Source organism: Halomonas campaniensis, from assembly GCF_002211105.1.
Taxonomy (GTDB): domain Bacteria; phylum Pseudomonadota; class Gammaproteobacteria; order Pseudomonadales; family Halomonadaceae; genus Vreelandella; species Vreelandella campaniensis_A.
In genome coordinates this window covers 1-17,122 of record NZ_JPUA01000043.1, presented here as the reverse complement: position 1 = coordinate 17,122, position 17,122 = coordinate 1, and the positions used below count along the sequence as shown (strand labels likewise).

The 17,122-nt window shown below is 52.8% G+C and carries 17 protein-coding genes; 15 read left to right on the top strand and 2 right to left on the bottom strand.

Translation table 11 applies throughout. The annotated features are described in order from the left end of the window. Positions 1–31 precede the first annotated feature (31 nt). From JI62_RS19575 to JI62_RS19525, 11 genes are all read left to right on the top strand, one after another. Positions 32–1,438, top strand: coding sequence for a sugar porter family MFS transporter (locus tag JI62_RS19575; protein WP_088701782.1), 1,407 nt, complete (start codon positions 32–34; stop codon positions 1,436–1,438). Positions 1,439–1,723: 285 nt separating this feature from the next. Next, a complete protein-coding gene (locus JI62_RS19570) occupies positions 1,724–2,020 on the top strand; it encodes a hypothetical protein (RefSeq protein WP_088701781.1) in 297 nt (98 codons plus the stop codon). Between the two features lie 187 nt (positions 2,021–2,207). After that, positions 2,208–3,317 (top strand): acyltransferase family protein, encoded by a 1,110-nt coding sequence (locus JI62_RS19565; protein WP_088701780.1) that lies wholly within the window; start codon positions 2,208–2,210, stop codon positions 3,315–3,317. Between the two features lie 29 nt (positions 3,318–3,346). Further along, complete coding sequence (locus JI62_RS19560; RefSeq protein ID WP_240513308.1) at positions 3,347–4,489, top strand: serine hydrolase; 1,143 nt, start codon at positions 3,347–3,349, stop codon at positions 4,487–4,489. 21 nt (positions 4,490–4,510) lie between these two features. Next, positions 4,511–4,846, top strand: a complete 336-nt coding sequence (locus JI62_RS19555) for a peptidylprolyl isomerase (RefSeq protein WP_276206584.1) — start codon at positions 4,511–4,513, stop codon at positions 4,844–4,846. Positions 4,847–4,940: 94 nt separating this feature from the next. Further along, complete coding sequence (locus tag JI62_RS19550) at positions 4,941–5,882, top strand: ABC transporter ATP-binding protein (protein WP_088701778.1); 942 nt, start codon at positions 4,941–4,943, stop codon at positions 5,880–5,882. After that, a complete protein-coding gene (locus tag JI62_RS19545; protein ID WP_088701777.1) occupies positions 5,879–6,640 on the top strand; it encodes an ABC transporter permease in 762 nt (253 codons plus the stop codon). The genes JI62_RS19550 and JI62_RS19545 overlap by 4 nt, the downstream gene beginning before the upstream one ends. 52 nt (positions 6,641–6,692) lie before the next feature. Continuing rightward, positions 6,693–7,697, top strand: a complete 1,005-nt coding sequence (locus JI62_RS19540; RefSeq protein WP_088701776.1) for a nucleoid-associated protein — start codon at positions 6,693–6,695, stop codon at positions 7,695–7,697. A 36-nt stretch (positions 7,698–7,733) separates the two neighbouring features. Further along, positions 7,734–8,198, top strand: a complete 465-nt coding sequence (locus JI62_RS19535) for a TerB family tellurite resistance protein (RefSeq protein ID WP_088701775.1) — start codon at positions 7,734–7,736, stop codon at positions 8,196–8,198. After that, positions 8,191–8,784, top strand: coding sequence for an exopolysaccharide biosynthesis protein (locus JI62_RS19530; RefSeq protein WP_088701774.1), 594 nt, complete (start codon positions 8,191–8,193; stop codon positions 8,782–8,784). Before JI62_RS19535 ends, JI62_RS19530 begins: the two co-directional genes overlap by 8 nt. 31 nt (positions 8,785–8,815) lie before the next feature. Beyond that, positions 8,816–9,376, top strand: a complete 561-nt coding sequence (locus JI62_RS19525; RefSeq protein ID WP_088701773.1) for a YqhA family protein — start codon at positions 8,816–8,818, stop codon at positions 9,374–9,376. A gap of 28 nt (positions 9,377–9,404) precedes the next feature. On the opposite strand, the gene JI62_RS19520 is transcribed toward JI62_RS19525, so the two are convergent. Together JI62_RS19520 and JI62_RS19515 are read right to left on the bottom strand one after the other, a co-directional pair. After that, positions 9,405–10,427, bottom strand: a complete 1,023-nt coding sequence (locus JI62_RS19520) for a serine hydrolase domain-containing protein (protein ID WP_088701772.1) — start codon at positions 10,425–10,427, stop codon at positions 9,405–9,407. Positions 10,428–10,827: 400 nt separating this feature from the next. Continuing rightward, a complete protein-coding gene (locus tag JI62_RS19515; RefSeq protein ID WP_088701960.1) occupies positions 10,828–11,169 on the bottom strand; it encodes a hypothetical protein in 342 nt (113 codons plus the stop codon). 172 nt (positions 11,170–11,341) lie between these two features. Here JI62_RS19515 and JI62_RS19510 point away from each other — a divergent pair, with 172 nt between their 5' ends. The 4 genes from JI62_RS19510 (at position 11,342) to JI62_RS19495 (ending at position 16,856) form a co-directional block, all read left to right on the top strand. Then, positions 11,342–12,667, top strand: a complete 1,326-nt coding sequence (locus JI62_RS19510; RefSeq protein WP_088701771.1) for a UDP-glucose dehydrogenase family protein — start codon at positions 11,342–11,344, stop codon at positions 12,665–12,667. Positions 12,668–12,727: 60 nt separating this feature from the next. Next, on the top strand, positions 12,728–14,254 hold the full coding sequence (gene fliD / locus JI62_RS19505) for a flagellar filament capping protein FliD (protein WP_346425911.1): 1,527 nt from the start codon (positions 12,728–12,730) through the stop codon (positions 14,252–14,254). Positions 14,255–14,429: 175 nt separating this feature from the next. Further along, positions 14,430–15,782 (top strand): flagellar filament capping protein FliD, encoded by a 1,353-nt coding sequence (gene fliD, locus JI62_RS19500; RefSeq protein ID WP_088701769.1) that lies wholly within the window; start codon positions 14,430–14,432, stop codon positions 15,780–15,782. A gap of 171 nt (positions 15,783–15,953) precedes the next feature. Then, positions 15,954–16,856: a flagellin gene (locus JI62_RS19495; protein WP_088701768.1), complete on the top strand. Its 903-nt coding sequence runs from the start codon at positions 15,954–15,956 to the stop codon at positions 16,854–16,856. Positions 16,857–17,122: the final 266 nt, after the last annotated feature.

Below are 17,122 nucleotides of genomic sequence, written 5' to 3'. Positions count from 1 at the left end.
ACGCTCAATAACAAAGCCAAGGAGCTCGACAATGACACAACAACGAACGCTAAGCCGCTCATCCTATATTCTGGTGATTTGCTGTATTGCCGCCATCGGCGGTTTCCTGTTCGGCTTCGACAGTGGTGTGATCAACGGCACGGTGGATGGCCTGCAGACCACTTTTAACTCTGATAGCGCGGGCACGGGATTCAATGTCGCCTCCATGCTGCTGGGCTGCGCGATTGGGGCCTTCTTTGCCGGTCGCCTGGCGGATCGCTTTGGCCGCCGCACGCTGTTGATCGTGGCCGCGGTGTTCTTCCTGATTAGTGCCTGGGGGTCAGGCGTTGCCGGTAGTTCGATGGAGTTTGTGCTGTACCGCATTCTCGGTGGCCTTGCCGTCGGCGCCGCCAGCGTGATGACCCCGGCTTATATCAGTGAAGTCGCGCCATCGGCCTATCGTGGGCGTTTGGCTACGATCCAGCAGGTAGCGATCATTTCTGGTTTGTTCTTTGCCTTTCTGAGCAACTATGTTTTGGCTTATGTCGCGGGTTCGGCAACTACCGAGCTGTGGTTTGGCTTCGCAACCTGGCGCTGGATGTTCTGGATTGAGCTGATACCGGCTGCCGTTTTTCTGGTGGCACTGCTGTTTATTCCGGAAAGCCCGCGCTTCTTGATCAGCACCGGTAAGCAGGGCGAAGCCCGACGGGTGCTGGGGTTGGTGATGCCGGAACGGGATGTCAGCACTAAAATCGATGAAATTAACACCACTCTGGATCAGGATCACAAGCCACGGTTAAGCGATGTGATGAATCGCACCACTGGCAAGCTGCACGGAATCGTTTGGGTGGGGATTGGCTTGGCGGTTTTTCAGCAGTTGGTGGGCATTAACGTCGTTTTTTACTACGGCGCGGTGCTGTGGCAGTCGGTGGGTTTCTCCGAAGGCGATGCGCTACTCATCAATGTGATCTCTGGCGCCGTGAGTATTGGCGCTTGCCTACTGGCGATTGCGCTGATCGACAAAATTGGCCGCAAGCCGCTGCTTTGGGGTGGTTCGGTGGGCATGGCGGCGACACTGGCGTGCCTCTCCTATGCGTTCTCTACAGCGACCATGGTGGATGGCAGCCTACAGTTATCAAGTGATATGGGCGTATTTGCGCTGCTGTGCGCCAACCTCTATGTGCTGTTCTTCAACGCCTCTTGGGGGCCGGTGATGTGGGTTATGCTGGGCGAGATGTTCCCCAATCAGATGCGCGGCTCGGGGCTGGCGATTGCCGGTCTTTTCCAGTGGCTGGCCAACTTCGGTATTACCATGACCTTCCCCATCATGCTGGCGTCTATCGGGCTGTTCGGGGCTTACGGCTTCTACGCCATCAGTGCCGTTGCCTCGGTCTTCTTCGTTATTTACTTCGTCAAAGAGACGCGCGGTAAAGAACTGGAGGCGATGGCCTACGAATAACTCACCATGTTGCCCCGATGGCCTGATTAATCGGGGATCATGTGCCTATTTTAAACAGGTTAGTCCTATTTTTTATTAATAAAATCAAAGGGTTGGTGTCCGTTTGAAACATATAAGCAATTGTTTAATAATGACTTTTATTTACAACTGGCACAGGCTGGCACGGGCACTGCAATGGAAAGGTCAAGAGCGTAATAGGTAGGACGACCTGACGCTCTTACACGTTAAACCCAGTGCGATGCTCGCACAGATGTTTAAGTAGCAACGTTTGATAGGAGCAGTATCATGATGAAGACGGAATCTCTCAAGAAACTTGGCATCCTAGGTGTTTCATTTGGCCTGATGGCCAGCCCACTTGCTTTTGCTCAAGTGGATAGCAGCGACGAGTACGAACCGGCCCCGCAAGAAGAAACGCAGCAGGATGATCAAGGCACCTACAACAGCTACGACACTGAGCAAGACAAAGGTGCGGATGTAGGTACTGAGTACGAAGAGGAAGAGCAAGAATTCACTTACGAAGAAGAGGAAGAGGAGCAAGAAGTCCCCACCACTGATGAAGAGGAGGATGATTCTGGGTGGTAATTGCAACTTTTTAAGGAATAACTTTTCTCGGGCTCAAGGATGAGCCAACGGATGCCCTGCCAACTGCGGGGCATCTTTGTGTGTGGCCGTTAACACTATCAACCAAAGCGGACGATATAATTTCACGCTAAAGTGTTAAGCACCTTTATGCTTAACCAATGCCTACGGTGCCCACAAGGATGTCTCGATGCCTCTGAACTGGAAGGAAGTTCCCCAGCTGCCCAAGGCGGAAGGCCGCATAGAGGCGATAGATTTAGCCCGAGGTCTCGCTATTGGCTTAATGATTATAAGCCACGCGGTCAGTGGTTTAGTGGGTATTCGCAATGTGCCCGACTGGGGCATGGTGCCTGTCCATTTTCTGACAAAATTCTCTTCCTCGCTGTTTATCCTGGTGTTTGGCATTGCACTGGCCGTGGCATTTCTTTCTCATACCCAAAGCGACGATTGGCCTAAACGCCGTTTAAAGCTGTGGCTACGCGCTGTAGAAGTGTGGTTCTGGTACAAAGCGCTGCTCGTTATTGAAATGCTGCCGTTCTATCCGCCTAGCGATATCGTTGATGCCCTGCTCTACGGGCGTTTTGCGATTTGGGTTGAAATCTTAGGCTTTTACGCCATCGCGCTGCTTTGGGTGCCGCTGGTTTTGCCGCTATGGGCGCGGGCGCCGCTGTGGAGCCGACTCGCCACGATTGGCGTGTTAATCGCGTTGACCGTTTGGCTGCAGAGCCTTACCTTCGGCGGCAACGATATTTTGAAGGCGCTACTAGTCGATCACGAAGACCACTACACCTGGGGGCAAATCAGCCGCGCACCGATGATTCTCGTCGGGTTGCTGATCGGTGAGGCACTGCTGCGCTGCTATTTTGAACCGGCCACGCGGCGGCGATTGGTGCTTATTCTGCTAGGTTTAGGTGCACTGATGGTTGCGGGATTTTATGGGTTGGCATTTGCCAGTGGCGATGTGCACGCGGCCATGCTGGCGGTGGCGAACAATGTAGGCAAACATCCGCCTGGGCTAGCATTTATGCTGTTTAGCCTGGGTGGGGCGCTGGTGCTATTGGCTTTTGCACTTGCTGGCGGCGCCAAGGCGGCAAAGGCGTTAATGCCGCTGACGATTGTCGGCTCAAATGCGCTTATGGCGTTTATTTTCCATATTGTGATGATCTTCTTAGTGCTGCGCTTTCTATGGGAAGGTGAGGGAATGTATACCTATCCACAGGCACTGGGCGTGGGCGGGTTGTTGATACTTGGCGCCGCGGGGTGGATCTGGGTGACCCGCTGGATGGCTAGACACCGCTAATTACTACTTATATTTCTGGAGCCTACGATTTGCGACACTGGATTCAACGCGGAGTGATTGCCTTGGGGCTGTTGATAGCGCTGCCTGTCCACCCTGAGAGTTACGAGACCAGCGACTACGCTACACATTGGTACTATGAGGTAGATAAACAGAGCACCTGGCAGGGCGATTTAACCGCGCGTCTACAGGCTATCGAAAGTGTCTTTGAGGGCGAGTTGGGCGTTTATGTGCAAAACCTTGCCAGTGGCGAGGCCTACTCCTGGCGCGCCGACGACCCTTGGTACTTAGCCTCACTGATTAAAATACCGGTGGCAGCCCAGGTACTCGCTGAACGCCAAGCGGGCACCTTAACACTGGATGAGCGGCTAACGCTTGCTCAAAGCGATTTTGTTGATGGCGCAGGCCCCACCAACTGGCACGATCCCGGTACGCCGATCTCCATTCGTTACCTAATGGAGCAGATGATTACCGTCAGTGATAACACCGCTTCCGATATGTTGATTGATCGTGTGGGACTGGAAGCAGTGAATCAACGCGCCCGAACCATGATCGCGGCAAGTGGGGGCAACCCCGATGACATTGGCCCCATCTCTAAATTAGTGGGAGTACGCCAGGGGGTTTATGGTGAGCTGCATCCAGATGCACGCGCGCTGGGCGGAATGGATTTTATCGCCCTGCGCCAGCACCCGGTCAGCCAGCGCGGGCAGGCGCTAGCCCGCGCCCTGGGTGTCAACGCGGATACCTTTACTCAGCCGGACTATGACCACGCTTTCGATGCTTACGAAGCAACAGGTGAGAATGTAGGTACGCTAAGAGCTTACGGTGATCTGCTGGCTAGCTTACGCCCTGTCCAACAAGGACGTGCCATGGAGGATTTAGATGCCGAGCAGCGACAGGCACTTTTGGAAATTATGCAGCGAACCAGTTCCGGCAAACAGCGTCTTAAAGCTGGCCTCGGAAGCGGCATAAGCTTTGCCCACAAAACCGGTACTCAGCAGCGGCGGAGCTGCGATGCAGGGATTGCCGAACGTGGCAATGCCGATAGTGCAACACAAGGGCCGTGGGTGATTGTCAGCTGTACTCGCGGCCCTGTGGCGGTGAGTGCCCACGAACGAGCCTTGACCAGCGTAGGTGAAGCGTTGCGCTATAGCGGTGCTCTCGGCAAGCCGTGATAAACTATTGCCCTTTTAAAAGTGACACCCCAGAAAGAATATTACAGAAAGAACATCAAACTCAGTCAGGAGAAATTTATGACACGCGCCAGCGCCCGCCACATTTTGGTCAGCAGTGAAGAGCAGTGCCTTGCACTGAAAGAAGAGATCCAAAACGGCCGCGACTTTGCCGAAGTCGCGAAAGAGCACTCCAGTTGCCCCTCCAGCCGTCAAGGTGGCGACCTGGGCAGCTTTGGCCCAGGTCAAATGGTGCCCGAGTTCGATAAAGTCGTCTTCAACGATGAAGTAGGCCAGGTACACGGCCCGGTGAAAACCCAGTTTGGTTACCACCTACTGGAAATTACCGAACGCTCTTAACTTTCCACCAAACGCTCTTAATTCTGCCTAAAAGGCCGTCAAGCGCCGCGACCATGGTGTTTAAACTATCGAGTCGCGGCGTGAGGAGTACGCCTTGAACGACCCAATTATTGCCATTAACGGCCTGAATAAAACCTACGAAGGTGGCTTTCAGGCGTTAACGCACATTGATTTAACCATTCAGCGTGGCGAGATCTTTGCTCTGCTTGGCCCCAATGGGGCAGGTAAGACCACGTTGATCAGCGTGGTGTGCGGTTTGGTCAATCCAACCGCTGGCCATGTGGTGGTAGATGGTTTCGACAATATTACCCACTACCGCCAGGCCAGGGAGCGAATTGGGCTAGTGCCCCAAGAGCTAACCAACGAAGCGTTTGAAACCGTCTGGAATACCGTCAGTTTCAGCCGCGGCTTGTTTGGCAAGGCGCCCAACCCTGCCCATATCGAAAAAGTGCTCAAGTCGCTGGCGCTTTGGGATAAGCGCAACAACCGCTTGATGACACTCTCGGGTGGCATGAAGCGTCGCGTGCTGATCGCCAAAGCGCTCTCCCATGAGCCACGCATACTGTTTCTCGATGAACCCACTGCCGGGGTGGATGTAGAGCTGCGCCGCGAGATGTGGGAGGTCGTGCGCCAACTGCGTGATAACGGCGTGACCATTATTCTAACTACCCACTACATCGAAGAAGCCGAAGAGATGGCCGACCGTATCGGCGTTATCAATCGCGGTGAGCTGGTGTTGGTGGAAGAGAAGGCTGCGTTGATGAGCAAGTTGGGCAGCAAGCAGCTAACGCTCAACCTGCACAGTCCGCTAACCGATTTGCCCGCCACGCTGCAGCGCTTTGAGCTGAGCCTTGCGGCGGAAGGGTATGAATTGATTTATACCTACGACGGTAGCCAGGAAGAGGACGGCCACGCGATTTCAGAACTATTAACGGCCTTGGAGCGGGAAGGCATTACGTTTAAAGATCTGAATACCCGACAGAGTTCGCTTGAAGATATTTTTGTCGATCTGGTTAATCCTAAGGAGCGTGCATGAACCTTCACCCTGTTCGCGCTATCTATATGGCGGAAATGGCCCGCACGCGACGCACGCTACTGCAAAGCATTGTCTCGCCGGTGATCTCGACATCGCTCTACTTTGTGGTGTTTGGTGCAGCGATTGGTTCACGCATCAGTGAGGTCAACGGCGTCAGCTATGGCGCCTTTATTGTACCTGGACTGATTATGCTGATGCTGTTGACCCAGAGCGTCTCAAACGCCTCTTTCGGCATCTTCTTTCCCAAGTTTTCCGGCAGTATTTACGAGCTGCTTTCGGCGCCTATCTCGCATTTAGAGATCGTGATTGGCTACGTGGGGGCGGCGGCTTCGAAATCGATTCTGCTAGGACTGATTATTCTGGCGACCTCGGGCTTGTTTGTACCGCTAGAGATCGCTCATCCGTTCTGGATGCTAACCTTTCTGGTGCTAACGGCCGTCACCTTTAGCCTACTGGGCTTTATTATCGGGATTTGGGCCGATGGCTTCGACCGGCTACAACTGGTGCCGCTGCTGGTGATTACCCCGCTGACCTTTCTGGGGGGCAGCTTCTACTCTATCGATATGCTGCCGCCGTTCTGGCAAACCATTACCCTGGCTAACCCGGTGGTGTATCTGGTAAGCGGCTTTCGCTGGAGCTTTTACGGCATCAGCGACGTTAGCCTAGCGGCGAGTGTCGGCATGATTGCGCTATTTCTCGTAGCTTGCCTGGGTACGATTGGCTGGATTTTCCGTACCGGCTATCGCCTGAAGCCATAATCGCCCTTTAACTCACCATTCACCCTTCACCACTGGACGTTAGTAAATCCTTATGCCGCTACTGCAAAGTATTGTGCACCGCCTAGACCCGACCCTTGACGGTGAGCGATTGACGCTGACCGCCGCACCTGCCCCTTCGCCCAGTGACGACACGGTAATGGCGAGCCTGGTGGGTGCGCTCAACGATACCTACAACACCAAGCCCAAAGGCTGGGGGCGCTTCGCTGAAGAGGGTGAGCAGGCCGGGCCGCTGGCTATGTGGCTGCGTGATTATCTGGCGGACAATAAGAGCTTTGCTGAGTTGTCAGTAGACTTAGCTGAGCGGCTTGCCAAGCAGCTTCAAGAGCAGCTGTCAGTAAGTGGTTACTTAGTGATCAGCCACCAACGCCAGGGTGATACCGAAACGCTGCTAATGGCCTTGGTGCATCAGCGTGAAGGGATCGGTATTAACCCTGATCACCATGCGGTGCCCGCCGCCCAGCTCAATACCAGCCAGCTCACTCTGGCGGCGCGCATCAACCTCACCCAGTGGCAGAGCGATGCGCCGAATGCGCAGTACGTTTCGTTTCTCAAAGATCGCGGCGGTAAGAAACTCGCCGAGGGCTTGGTCGCGCTGCTGGGGATGGAGGAGGGCGTCGATGCCCCGGCGGAAACCCGTACGCTGCTCAAAGCGTTTAGCGACTACGTCGAGAAAGAGGATTATGACGACGAAGTCAGCCGTGAAAAAACCGATACGCTGGTGGATTACGCCAACGAACAGCTGCGCCGCGGCGAGCCGATGACCCTGGAAGAGCTGTCCGGGTTGGTAGACGAACAGCAGCCGAAAGCCTTTTACGAGCATATACGTAACGCCGATTACGGGCTCTCGCCGGAAATTCCCCCCGATAAGCGCACCTTAAGTCAGTTCCGCCGTTTCACCGGGCGTGCCGGAGGCGTCTCCATCAGCTTTGACTCCCACCTGCTGGGCTCAAGCATCGAGTACGACGCCGCCCAGGATCGCCTGATTATCAAGCAAGTGCCCAAGCAGTTGAGAGAGCAGCTTACCAAGAAGGATTGAGGTAAGGACGACGCTGTAGCTACCTAGGAGCCCCCTATGCTGAATGCTATTACTGATTTCTTCCAGCGCACGCTGGCGCAGCCTGAACAGCGTGAAAACCAAGCGCTGACCCTGGAACTCGCTACCGCCGCACTGCTGTGTGAAATCATCCGCGCTGATTACGACACCACCGATGAAGAGCTTGCCGCGTTGCGCCTTATGCTTACCGAGCGCTACCAGCTCAGTGCGAGCGATGTGGAAGAGCTAATGACGTTGGCACAAGCAGAAGCGGATGAGGCCGTCGATCATTACCAGTTTGTTAGCCTGATCAAAGAGCACTATAGCTACGACCAGCGCTGTGAGCTGGTCGCGCAGATGTGGCAGCTGGCCTGGGCCGATGGCAATGTCGACCCCCTAGAGGAGCACCGTATTCGCCGTTTAGCGGACTTACTGTATGTTAGCCACAGCGATTTTATCCGTACCAAACTGCACGTAGAGGAGCGCAATAAACCCGATGCATAACCGTAACGAAGACTCGAATTTAATGGATCTAATCAGCTCGATAGAGCACATGGAGCAGGATGCTTCGCGGGTCAGCGTTGACGATGTTGTTCATGCCGTTGGGCGGCGCTCGTTTGGGCCGCTATTGCTAGTGGCTGGTTTAATTACGCTCACGCCTATTATTGGCGATATACCCGGTATGCCGACCTTAATGGCCGCATTGGTATTACTGGTTTCCGTACAGCTGCTAGCGGGAAGTGAAGCGTTTTGGCTGCCCCGTTGGTTACTAAAACGCTCTCTCTCCCGTCAGAAATTTGATAAAGGCATTCAGCTAATGAAAAAGCCTGCCTGCTGGATAGATGGACTATTGCGGGTACGGTTACCTTGGCTGACGGGCTATATCGGTATTCGGGTAACAGCCGTGGTGTGTCTATTGATTGCCTTGGCCATGCCACCGATGGAGTTTATTCCCTTTTCGGCCAACGGGGCGGGTCTTGCACTTACCCTGTTAGGGTTAGGCTTAGTTGCTCGTGATGGTATCGCGCTGCTGCTGGGGTTCGTGCTGTTCGGTGCCACCTGCGCCTTCATTACGATGAGCCTGATATAACAAAATCTGAGATAACAAAAGGAGTATCGGCATGTCTGATCCGGTTTCAACGCCGCCGCCTAAGCCCCCAGAGAGCCAGAATGATTGGGAGCGGCGCATTGAGACGGCGTTATGGAACTCACGCTTTTTGGTGATGCTAGCGGTCGTCCCCAGCCTATTGGGATCGTTAATGCTGTTTATTGTTGGCACTGTCGATATTTTCAAGGTGGTCGCCGACGTAATGAGTTACTACCTATTAGGGGGCACCCAGGACATCCACGACAGCCTAGTGCCCGATATCATTATTGCGGTGGATATCTATCTGATTGCTATTGTATTGCTGATTTTCGGCTTGGGTGTTTACCGTTTATTTGTTTCCCGCATCGATCAAGCCGAAGAGAGCAATTTGCGTCACCCCTTTAATGTCGCCTCGCTAGACCAATTGAAAGATAAAATCGCCCGGGTGGTGATTCTAGCGGTGATCATTGAGTTTTTCCGCGCCGTGGTCGACATTCGCTTTGCCACGCCCCTGGAAGCCATCTATTTAGCGCTTTCTGTTCTGGCGCTGGCAGCCGCGCTCTATTTGATGAGCCTTGGCCACAAAGGTGAGTAAGCGTTAGCGCACCTGCGAACTGCCCGTGCTACTCACCGTTCTCTATTAACAAACGTTCCACCAGCCTATTTAACTGCTGCTGGAACTGCCCGCCGGGCGAGGGTGGGTTCGGGTCTGAAGTGATCACCACGGTCATTTCACGCTCGGGAATAACGAACAGCGCCTGGCCGCCGTATCCGCGCCCGTAGTACACATCTTTGTCCGCCAACTGGGTAATAAACCAACCGTAGCCATATCCGTCCCCAGTCCAGCGTGATGTGCCGCGCGGCTGCCATGATTCTTCTACCCAGCCCTCCGGCAGAACGCGCTGTTCGTCTCCTGCCTCATTAAACACGATGCCATCATTCCGATACAGCTCGCCCACCTCTATCAGTGCTCGCGGCGAGAGCTGCATATCATTGCCGCCAAAGTAGATCCCTTGCGGGTCGCGTAGCCAGGGACGAATGGTGATATTGAGCGGTTCCCCCAATAGGCGCTGGGCAAGGGCGTGAGTCGACTCGCCGCTGGCGTGGGTGAGCGCAGCGGAAAGCAAGTGGCTGGTGCCGGTGGAGTAGAGCATCCGCCCACCGGGTTCATCCACAAAAGGGCGGGTAATGGCATCGTTCACCCAGTTAGCGCTGGCGACCCAGGCGCTGTAATTGCCGCCTGACGTTCGTTCTAGCCCTGCCTGCTGGGCGAGTAGGTGCGCTACGGTAATTTCATTAACACGCGGGTCGGTGCCGCTCGGTAGATGATCGCCAAATAGCGCCACCATAGGTTGCTCAGCGGATTCAATGATGCCCGCTTCAATCGCTGCACCGGTAATAGCAGCCAGCACGGTTTTGGACAGCGATTTAATGTTGGCAGGTGAGGCCACCCCCGGCCCACCCTGGTGCAACTCATGGATAATTTCACCATCGTAGGCCACCACCACGCTATGTACGCGGTCTAGTTGGCGGGTTTGCCGGTCTAGCGCCTGGAGTGCATCTGCAGAAGGTTCATTCGCTGAGGCATAGGTGGTGGGTAACAACGAAATAACAGCAAACGAAACAAGCAAAACAGTAGCGCGCATCGCAACACCTTCGGTATAAGTGGCAAAGGTTCGAGGTTTAGAAGTAGCAGAGGTTCCGCAGCACATGCACAGCCTTTTTCTAAGAGGGAAATGCAGCGATATTACGCAAAAACTGAAAAAGCCTGCTAGGCTAGGAGTGTCGATTCATGGGCAAGCAAGCCTTTGATTTCCCTAAAACGCAATAAGCAAGGAGCGCCCTATGCGTAATATTATTTACATTATTGGTCTTATCGTGGTTGTGCTGTTCATTCTTTCGATGCTCGGCCTGCGCTAACATCTAGGCACTGGTTTAAAAAAACATGCCAATAAAAAACCGCCCGAAGCGTTTGCTTGCGGGCGGTTTTTATTATGAGCATCTTTGATGAGCTGCTGTGTTCAGCAATGTTTGGCTACAGCTTACCTAAGCGCAATCAGCAGCCCCCTGGCCGAACATGTCAAACATTATGTCACGGCCAAGGCGAGTCAAAACAAAGCGACCATACTCATTGAAAGTGGCGGCTTCACTGGCTTCCATTACCTGTTGGCAGGTTGCCCAGGTGGGCGTTGCGGCACACAGTGTGAGCAATTCACGGTGGGCTAAACCGCGCTGGGGTAAGGTAATGGTTTCCAGGACATGGCCGTTGTCGTAGAGCAGCTCAGCGGCAATTGATAAGCATTGACGAAGGCTACGCTGAACGTTCGCAGTCGTCGACAGCCCATTTGTCGAGGGGGCAGCGTGTTCTTTCGTAGGCTCGGGAGTCATCATGTGTTCTCCAGCGGTCAGCACCAAATCGGGCTTGTTGCAGCGCATTATAAACCAAGGTCGATGTTAGACCAAGGTCTATCATTTGGTGTTGCTCTACCGTTATTGAACTCATCAACGCTAAGCCAATGTGCTACGCTCGTCGTCACGTATTTTAGCGAGTCAATAAGTCATGCATATCAGTGTATTCGGAACCGGTTATGTCGGCCTTGTGGCAGGCGCTTGTTTAGCCGATGTAGGCCATCAAGTCACCTGTATGGATGTTAATGCTGAGCGGATTGAACAGCTTAATGGCGGTGACGTGCCGATTTTTGAGCCAGGGCTAAGCACCATCGTTGCCCACAACATAGCGGCAGGCCGATTACGCTTTACCACCGATGCTGCTAAAGCGGTAGCCAGTGGTGAACTGCTATTTATCGCGGTGGGAACGCCGCCCGATGAAGATGGCAGTGCCGATCTTCGCTATGTGCTAGAGGTGGCGCGCACGATCGGCCAGCATATGGATAGCTATAAGCTGGTCATTGATAAATCTACTGTGCCCGTGGGTACTGCCGAGAAAGTCCACGCCGTGATCAGTGATGTACTTCAACAGCGCGGCGAATCACTCGCGTTTGACGTCTGTTCGAACCCAGAGTTTATGAAAGAAGGTGCCGCGATTGAGGACTTTACCCGCGGCGCGCGGATTATCGTCGGCACCGAAAGCGAACGCGTGAAATCACGTATGCAAGAGTGCTACGCCCCCTACAACCGCAACCACGAAAAACTGATGTTTATGAGCGTGCGGGCCGCCGAACTCACCAAATACGCCGCCAACGCCATGCTCGCCACCAAAATCAGCTTTATGAACGAGATCGCCAACCTTGCGGAACGGCTTGAAGTGGATGTGGAGGACGTACGGCGTGGTATTGGCAGCGACCCCCGTATTGGTTACCACTTTATCTACCCAGGCTGTGGTTACGGCGGTTCCTGTTTTCCCAAAGATGTCCAGGCGCTAGAGCGTGCTGCGCGTCAGCTAGGCTATACGCCGGAACTGCTCAGCGCCGTCGAGTCAGTGAATTTACGCCAAAAGCAAACGTTGTTCACAAAATTGCAAGATTACTTAGGCAATCTAAGTGGTAAGACCATCGCTGTGTGGGGCTTGGCCTTTAAACCCAACACGGATGATATGCGTGAAGCCCCTAGCCGCACGTTAATGGAAGCGCTCTGGCAAGCAGGTGCCAAGGTGCAGGCGTTTGACCCTGAGGCAATAGCGGAGTGTCGGCGCATTTATGGCGAACGGGATGACCTAATGCTGGCAGGCGACCGGATCCAGGCAGTCAAAGGCGCAGATGCCCTAGTGATCTGCACCGAATGGAAAGAGTTTCGCAGTGTCGATTTCACGTGGTTAGCCGATCAACTGGCTGAAAAAGTCGTCATCGATGGGCGTAATTTGTACACGCCACGTGCGGTTGAAGAAGCGGGTTTGCGGTACATAGGGGTGGGGCGAAGGAGCGATTAAGAGATGTACCTATCATCGCGATTTTACTGATTAATTTTTGTTTGTATTACTAGAAGTTACTTGGAATTACGTCTTAATACGAAAAAAAGAGGAGAATATTTAAGTTATTCTTCACCTCGCCGAGGTTTTGAGGTAGTTGTATTAAAAACAGTGTTACGCAGGGCTGCGCAGCAAAGGCGGTTACTGAAGGCAGCAAGCGTAGCTACATGTATTCAAAAAAGGCTTTGGTTTATGGCTGCTATTACATCACTAGGCATCGGTTCTGGCTTGGATCTTAACGGCTTGCTGGAGCAATTAAAAACGGCAGAACAAGCGAAGCTTGAGCCCATTGCGCAGCAGATTAAGTCTGAGCAAACGCAGATATCCGCCTATGGTCAGCTTAAAAGTGCGCTTGAGCAGTTTCAAAGCTCTGCTGAGGCCCTCAACGATGGTTCGTCATTCGAAAGCTTGACAACCAATGTCGAGGGCAGCGCCGTTGGTGCTGTTAGCAGTAATGAGGCTCAGCCAGGCCAGTACGAAGTCGAGGTCAATCAGTTAGCTACCGCCAGTAGCTTGGTGACGGAGCGCCTCGAAACAGCAGTGGAAAGTATAGTGACGGGTGAACAGTCTTTAGATTTTACTATCGCTGATGGCAACCTGACCACGATTACTATCCCCGACGGCAGCTCTCTTGAAGATATGCGTGACGCCATTAATGAGCAGAGCGATGGCCGCTTAAACGCCTCAATTATCAATGATGGCGAAGGTTATAGGCTTTCCGTTAATGCCACTGATACCGGCGCAGACGCGAGCATTGAAAGCACTAATTTTTCTGACATTCTAGCCGCTGGTGTCGCAACCTCCGATGCACAAGTGGTTCAAGCAGGCCAGGATGCGGCGTTTAACGTCAATGGAATCGATATCGTTAGCCCCACCAATCAAGTGGAAGGTGCAATTCAGGGCGTTACCTTGAATCTTGCTGAGGCTGGCGCGACGAGCACTGTAACCGTGGAGCAGGATGACGAAGCTATTCGCGAACAGGTCACCGCTTTTGTCGATGATTTCAACACGCTCAAAGAGACCATCACGACGTTGACAGCCTTTGACCCAGAGACAGGGCAGGCGGCAGGATTGAATGCCGATGCAACCACTCGGGCTGTTGAAAGGGAGATTCGCCAAACAATCAGTGCGGTTGTCGGCGGAGATGGCTTTAACGTGTTGTCCGATATTGGTATTTCACTTCAAGTGGATGGCAAGCTGGAGATTGATGAAGATAAGTTAAATAACATTGTTGCTACTCAGCCAGACCAGCTAGCCAATTTTTTTGCTGGCAATAGCGAGGAAGGTGGTATGGCAGGCCAAATAGCTTCAGCGCTTGAGGGGCTTGTGGGTACAGGTGGCCGGCTTGAAAGCGCCGTTAGCTCATCTGAAAGCCGTGTTAGTTCGTTGGAAGACCGTTTTGCGAGCACTGAAAACCGTATCGAACAAACCGTTGAGCGTTATCGCACGCAGTTTCAAGCAATGGACGGTATGGTCGCGCAAATGAACCAAACCAGTGCCTACCTGACTCAGCAGTTTGCAACGTTGGGACAGCAAAACCAGAGTTAAGTAGATAAGCTAGCTAAATTAATGGCTTACCAAATGCCCAGCACTGTGTGTTGGGCATTTTTCTTTTCAATGCCTTAAAAAAAGCTAAAAAAAAGCGCTACCTCTAAAGTTTGTTCCTCTGTAGCCGATAAAATACTCAGATACCTCTCTCTACTTCTTATAAGGAATGAGTCACATGGCATCGATTACAGCACTCGGTGTAGGTTCTGGGCTGGATCTCTCAGGTCTGGTGGAGCAGCTTAAAGCGGCCGAACAGCAAAAGCTTGTGCCCATTTTACAACAGAAAAGTGCTCAGCAAACCAAGATTTCTGCTTATGGGCGCCTTGAGTCAGCCATGGATAGGGTGCAAACCTCTATCGCTGCGCTGAATGACGCTTCTACGTTCAAGCAGCAAAAAAGCACCGTAACAGGCGATGGCGTGCTGGCGACAGCAGGTGAAACCGCCAATGCGGGGCGCTATGAAGTCACCGTTACCCAATTGGCCCGCTCTGGCAGCGCTGCGTCCAACAGCGTGGCGCTAGACCAAGAGCTAACAGCCGCCGATGCGACGCTGACGCTTGAGTTTGGTGCTGGCGGTACCCAAACAAGCTACGACGTGGCTATTTCAGCAGGCAGTACGCTGGCGGATGTTCGTGACCAAATTAACGCGGACAAAGAGTCGGGCGTCACTGCTTCTATCGTTAATGACGGCACTGGATACCGTTTGGCGCTGAGTTCAAAAGAGACAGGCCAAGATGCGTCACTGGAGGGCTTCTCGGGCTTGGCATCGCTGACCATGGATGCAGCCACCCAGCGTTCAGGTCAGAACGCTGAGCTAAATGTTAATGGCATTGCTATCACCAGTAAAACCAACCGCGTTGAAGAGGCAATTCAAGGCGTAACGCTTGATCTCACAGCGGCTTCTGGTGATCCCGTTACGCTGGTTATTGAGCGTGATGAAGAGTCATTGAGAGGGGCTATTGACGAGTTCGTTAAAAACTACAACGAAATGAAATCCACCGTTGGTCGAATGACCGCCTACAACGGTGAAGGCGAAACATCAGGCGAGCTGGTGGGTGACCGCACCGTGCGTACCATTGAAGACCGCCTACGCCGTGATATTACAGACAACCTCGGCACAGGCGATATTACACGCCTTTCTCAACTAGGTATTGCCATTGATGAGAAGGGTCGACTTAAGGTCGATGAAGATAAGTTAGACGATGCAGTCGCCAACAATCCTGAGGGCCTAGCTGCCTTTTTTGCAGGTGACACCAAAGAGGGCGGCTTTGCTGGGCGGTTGAATGCGACGCTTGAAAGCATCACTGCAGAAGATGGCATTATTCAAAGCTCGGTGACTAGCGCTGAACAGCGGGTTGATAGTCTGGATGTACGCAAGCTGCGTATGGAGGCAAGTATCGAGCGAAGTACCGAGCGTTACCGTAAGCAGTTTGGGCAATTGGATGGCTTGATTGCTCAGATGAACTCCATGAGTAGCTATCTCTCTCAGCAGTTCAGTATGCTGGGCAACATGCAGAAAAGTAATTAAGAACGTAGTCGGTAAGGCAGCTGGGAAATAGTTGAAAAAGCTACAGTAATTTACAGAAAAAAGAGTAATTTTTTCTAAAGAAATGGACGGGGCTGCCGTTAATTAAAGTAACGGCAACGTAAGTGCCGCAAAGCAGGCCATTAGGCCAGTTCATCTCCAAGGAGTGTTCACATGTCTGTAATCAACACTAACATTACTGCCCTGATCGGCCAGAACAACCTGTCCAATTCACAGTCAATGCTGGCAAAAGCGCAAGAGCGCTTGTCTTCTGGTCTGCGCATTAACAGTGCTTCTGACGATGCTGCTGGTCAAGCCATCGCCAACAAAATGACGGCTCAGATTCGTGGTATGGATCAAGCTAGCCGTAATGCTAGCGATGGTATTTCTCTGGTTCAGACCATGGAAGGCGGTCTTGACCAAATTAACGACAACCTACAGCGTATCCGTGAGCTCGCCGTACAGGGTGCCAACGACACCAACGCCGCAGAAGATCGTGATGCAATTGTTACCGAGATCAACGAGCGTCTAGCTGAAATTGACCGCGTAGCTGGCAGCAACAACTTTAACGGCACTAACCTGCTGAACGTTAGTGGTGGTGGTACTCTCAATATTCAGGTCGGTTCTAATACCGAAGCTGAAGATGTTATTTCTGTTACTACGCTTAACGCTACTGTCGAAGGTCTAGATTTAGACTCCGCTGCCGGTGGTGTTATCACTGCTGCGAGTGGTGGAACTGCATCTCAGTTCCAGCTCACAGGCACCAGTGGTGGTGGTACTGCTACTCAGGCCCATACTGATTTTCAGTCTTTAGTTGATGCTGTTGATACCGCAACTGAAACCCTGGATACCAACCGCGCGACTCTAGGTGCAACACTTAACCGTTTCGACTCGGTGATTGATAATCTGGCGACAACGTCTACTAACCTCTCTGAAGCTCGTTCGCGCATCGAAGATGCCGACTACGCAGTGGAAGTGTCTAACATGACACGTGCTAACATTCTTCAGCAGGCCGGTACCTCCATGCTGGCACAGGCGAATCAGACGCCACAGTCTGTGCTGTCTCTGCTGGGCTAATATCCTAGCTGGTAATGTTGATAGTAACGATGGGGCCTCAATAGGCCCCGTTTTTTATTTTAAGGTAGAAGACTCAAAACACCGACGTTAAGAAGCGGCTGTCGCATTCATTAGTCGAGTTACAGTGCCTTACATAAAAAGAGCGATTTTTTCTAAAGAAGTGGGCGGAGCTGCCGTTAATTATAATAACGGCAACGCAGGTGCCGCAAAGCAGGCCACTAGGCCAGTTAATCTCCAAGGAGCACTCACATGTCTGTAATCAACAC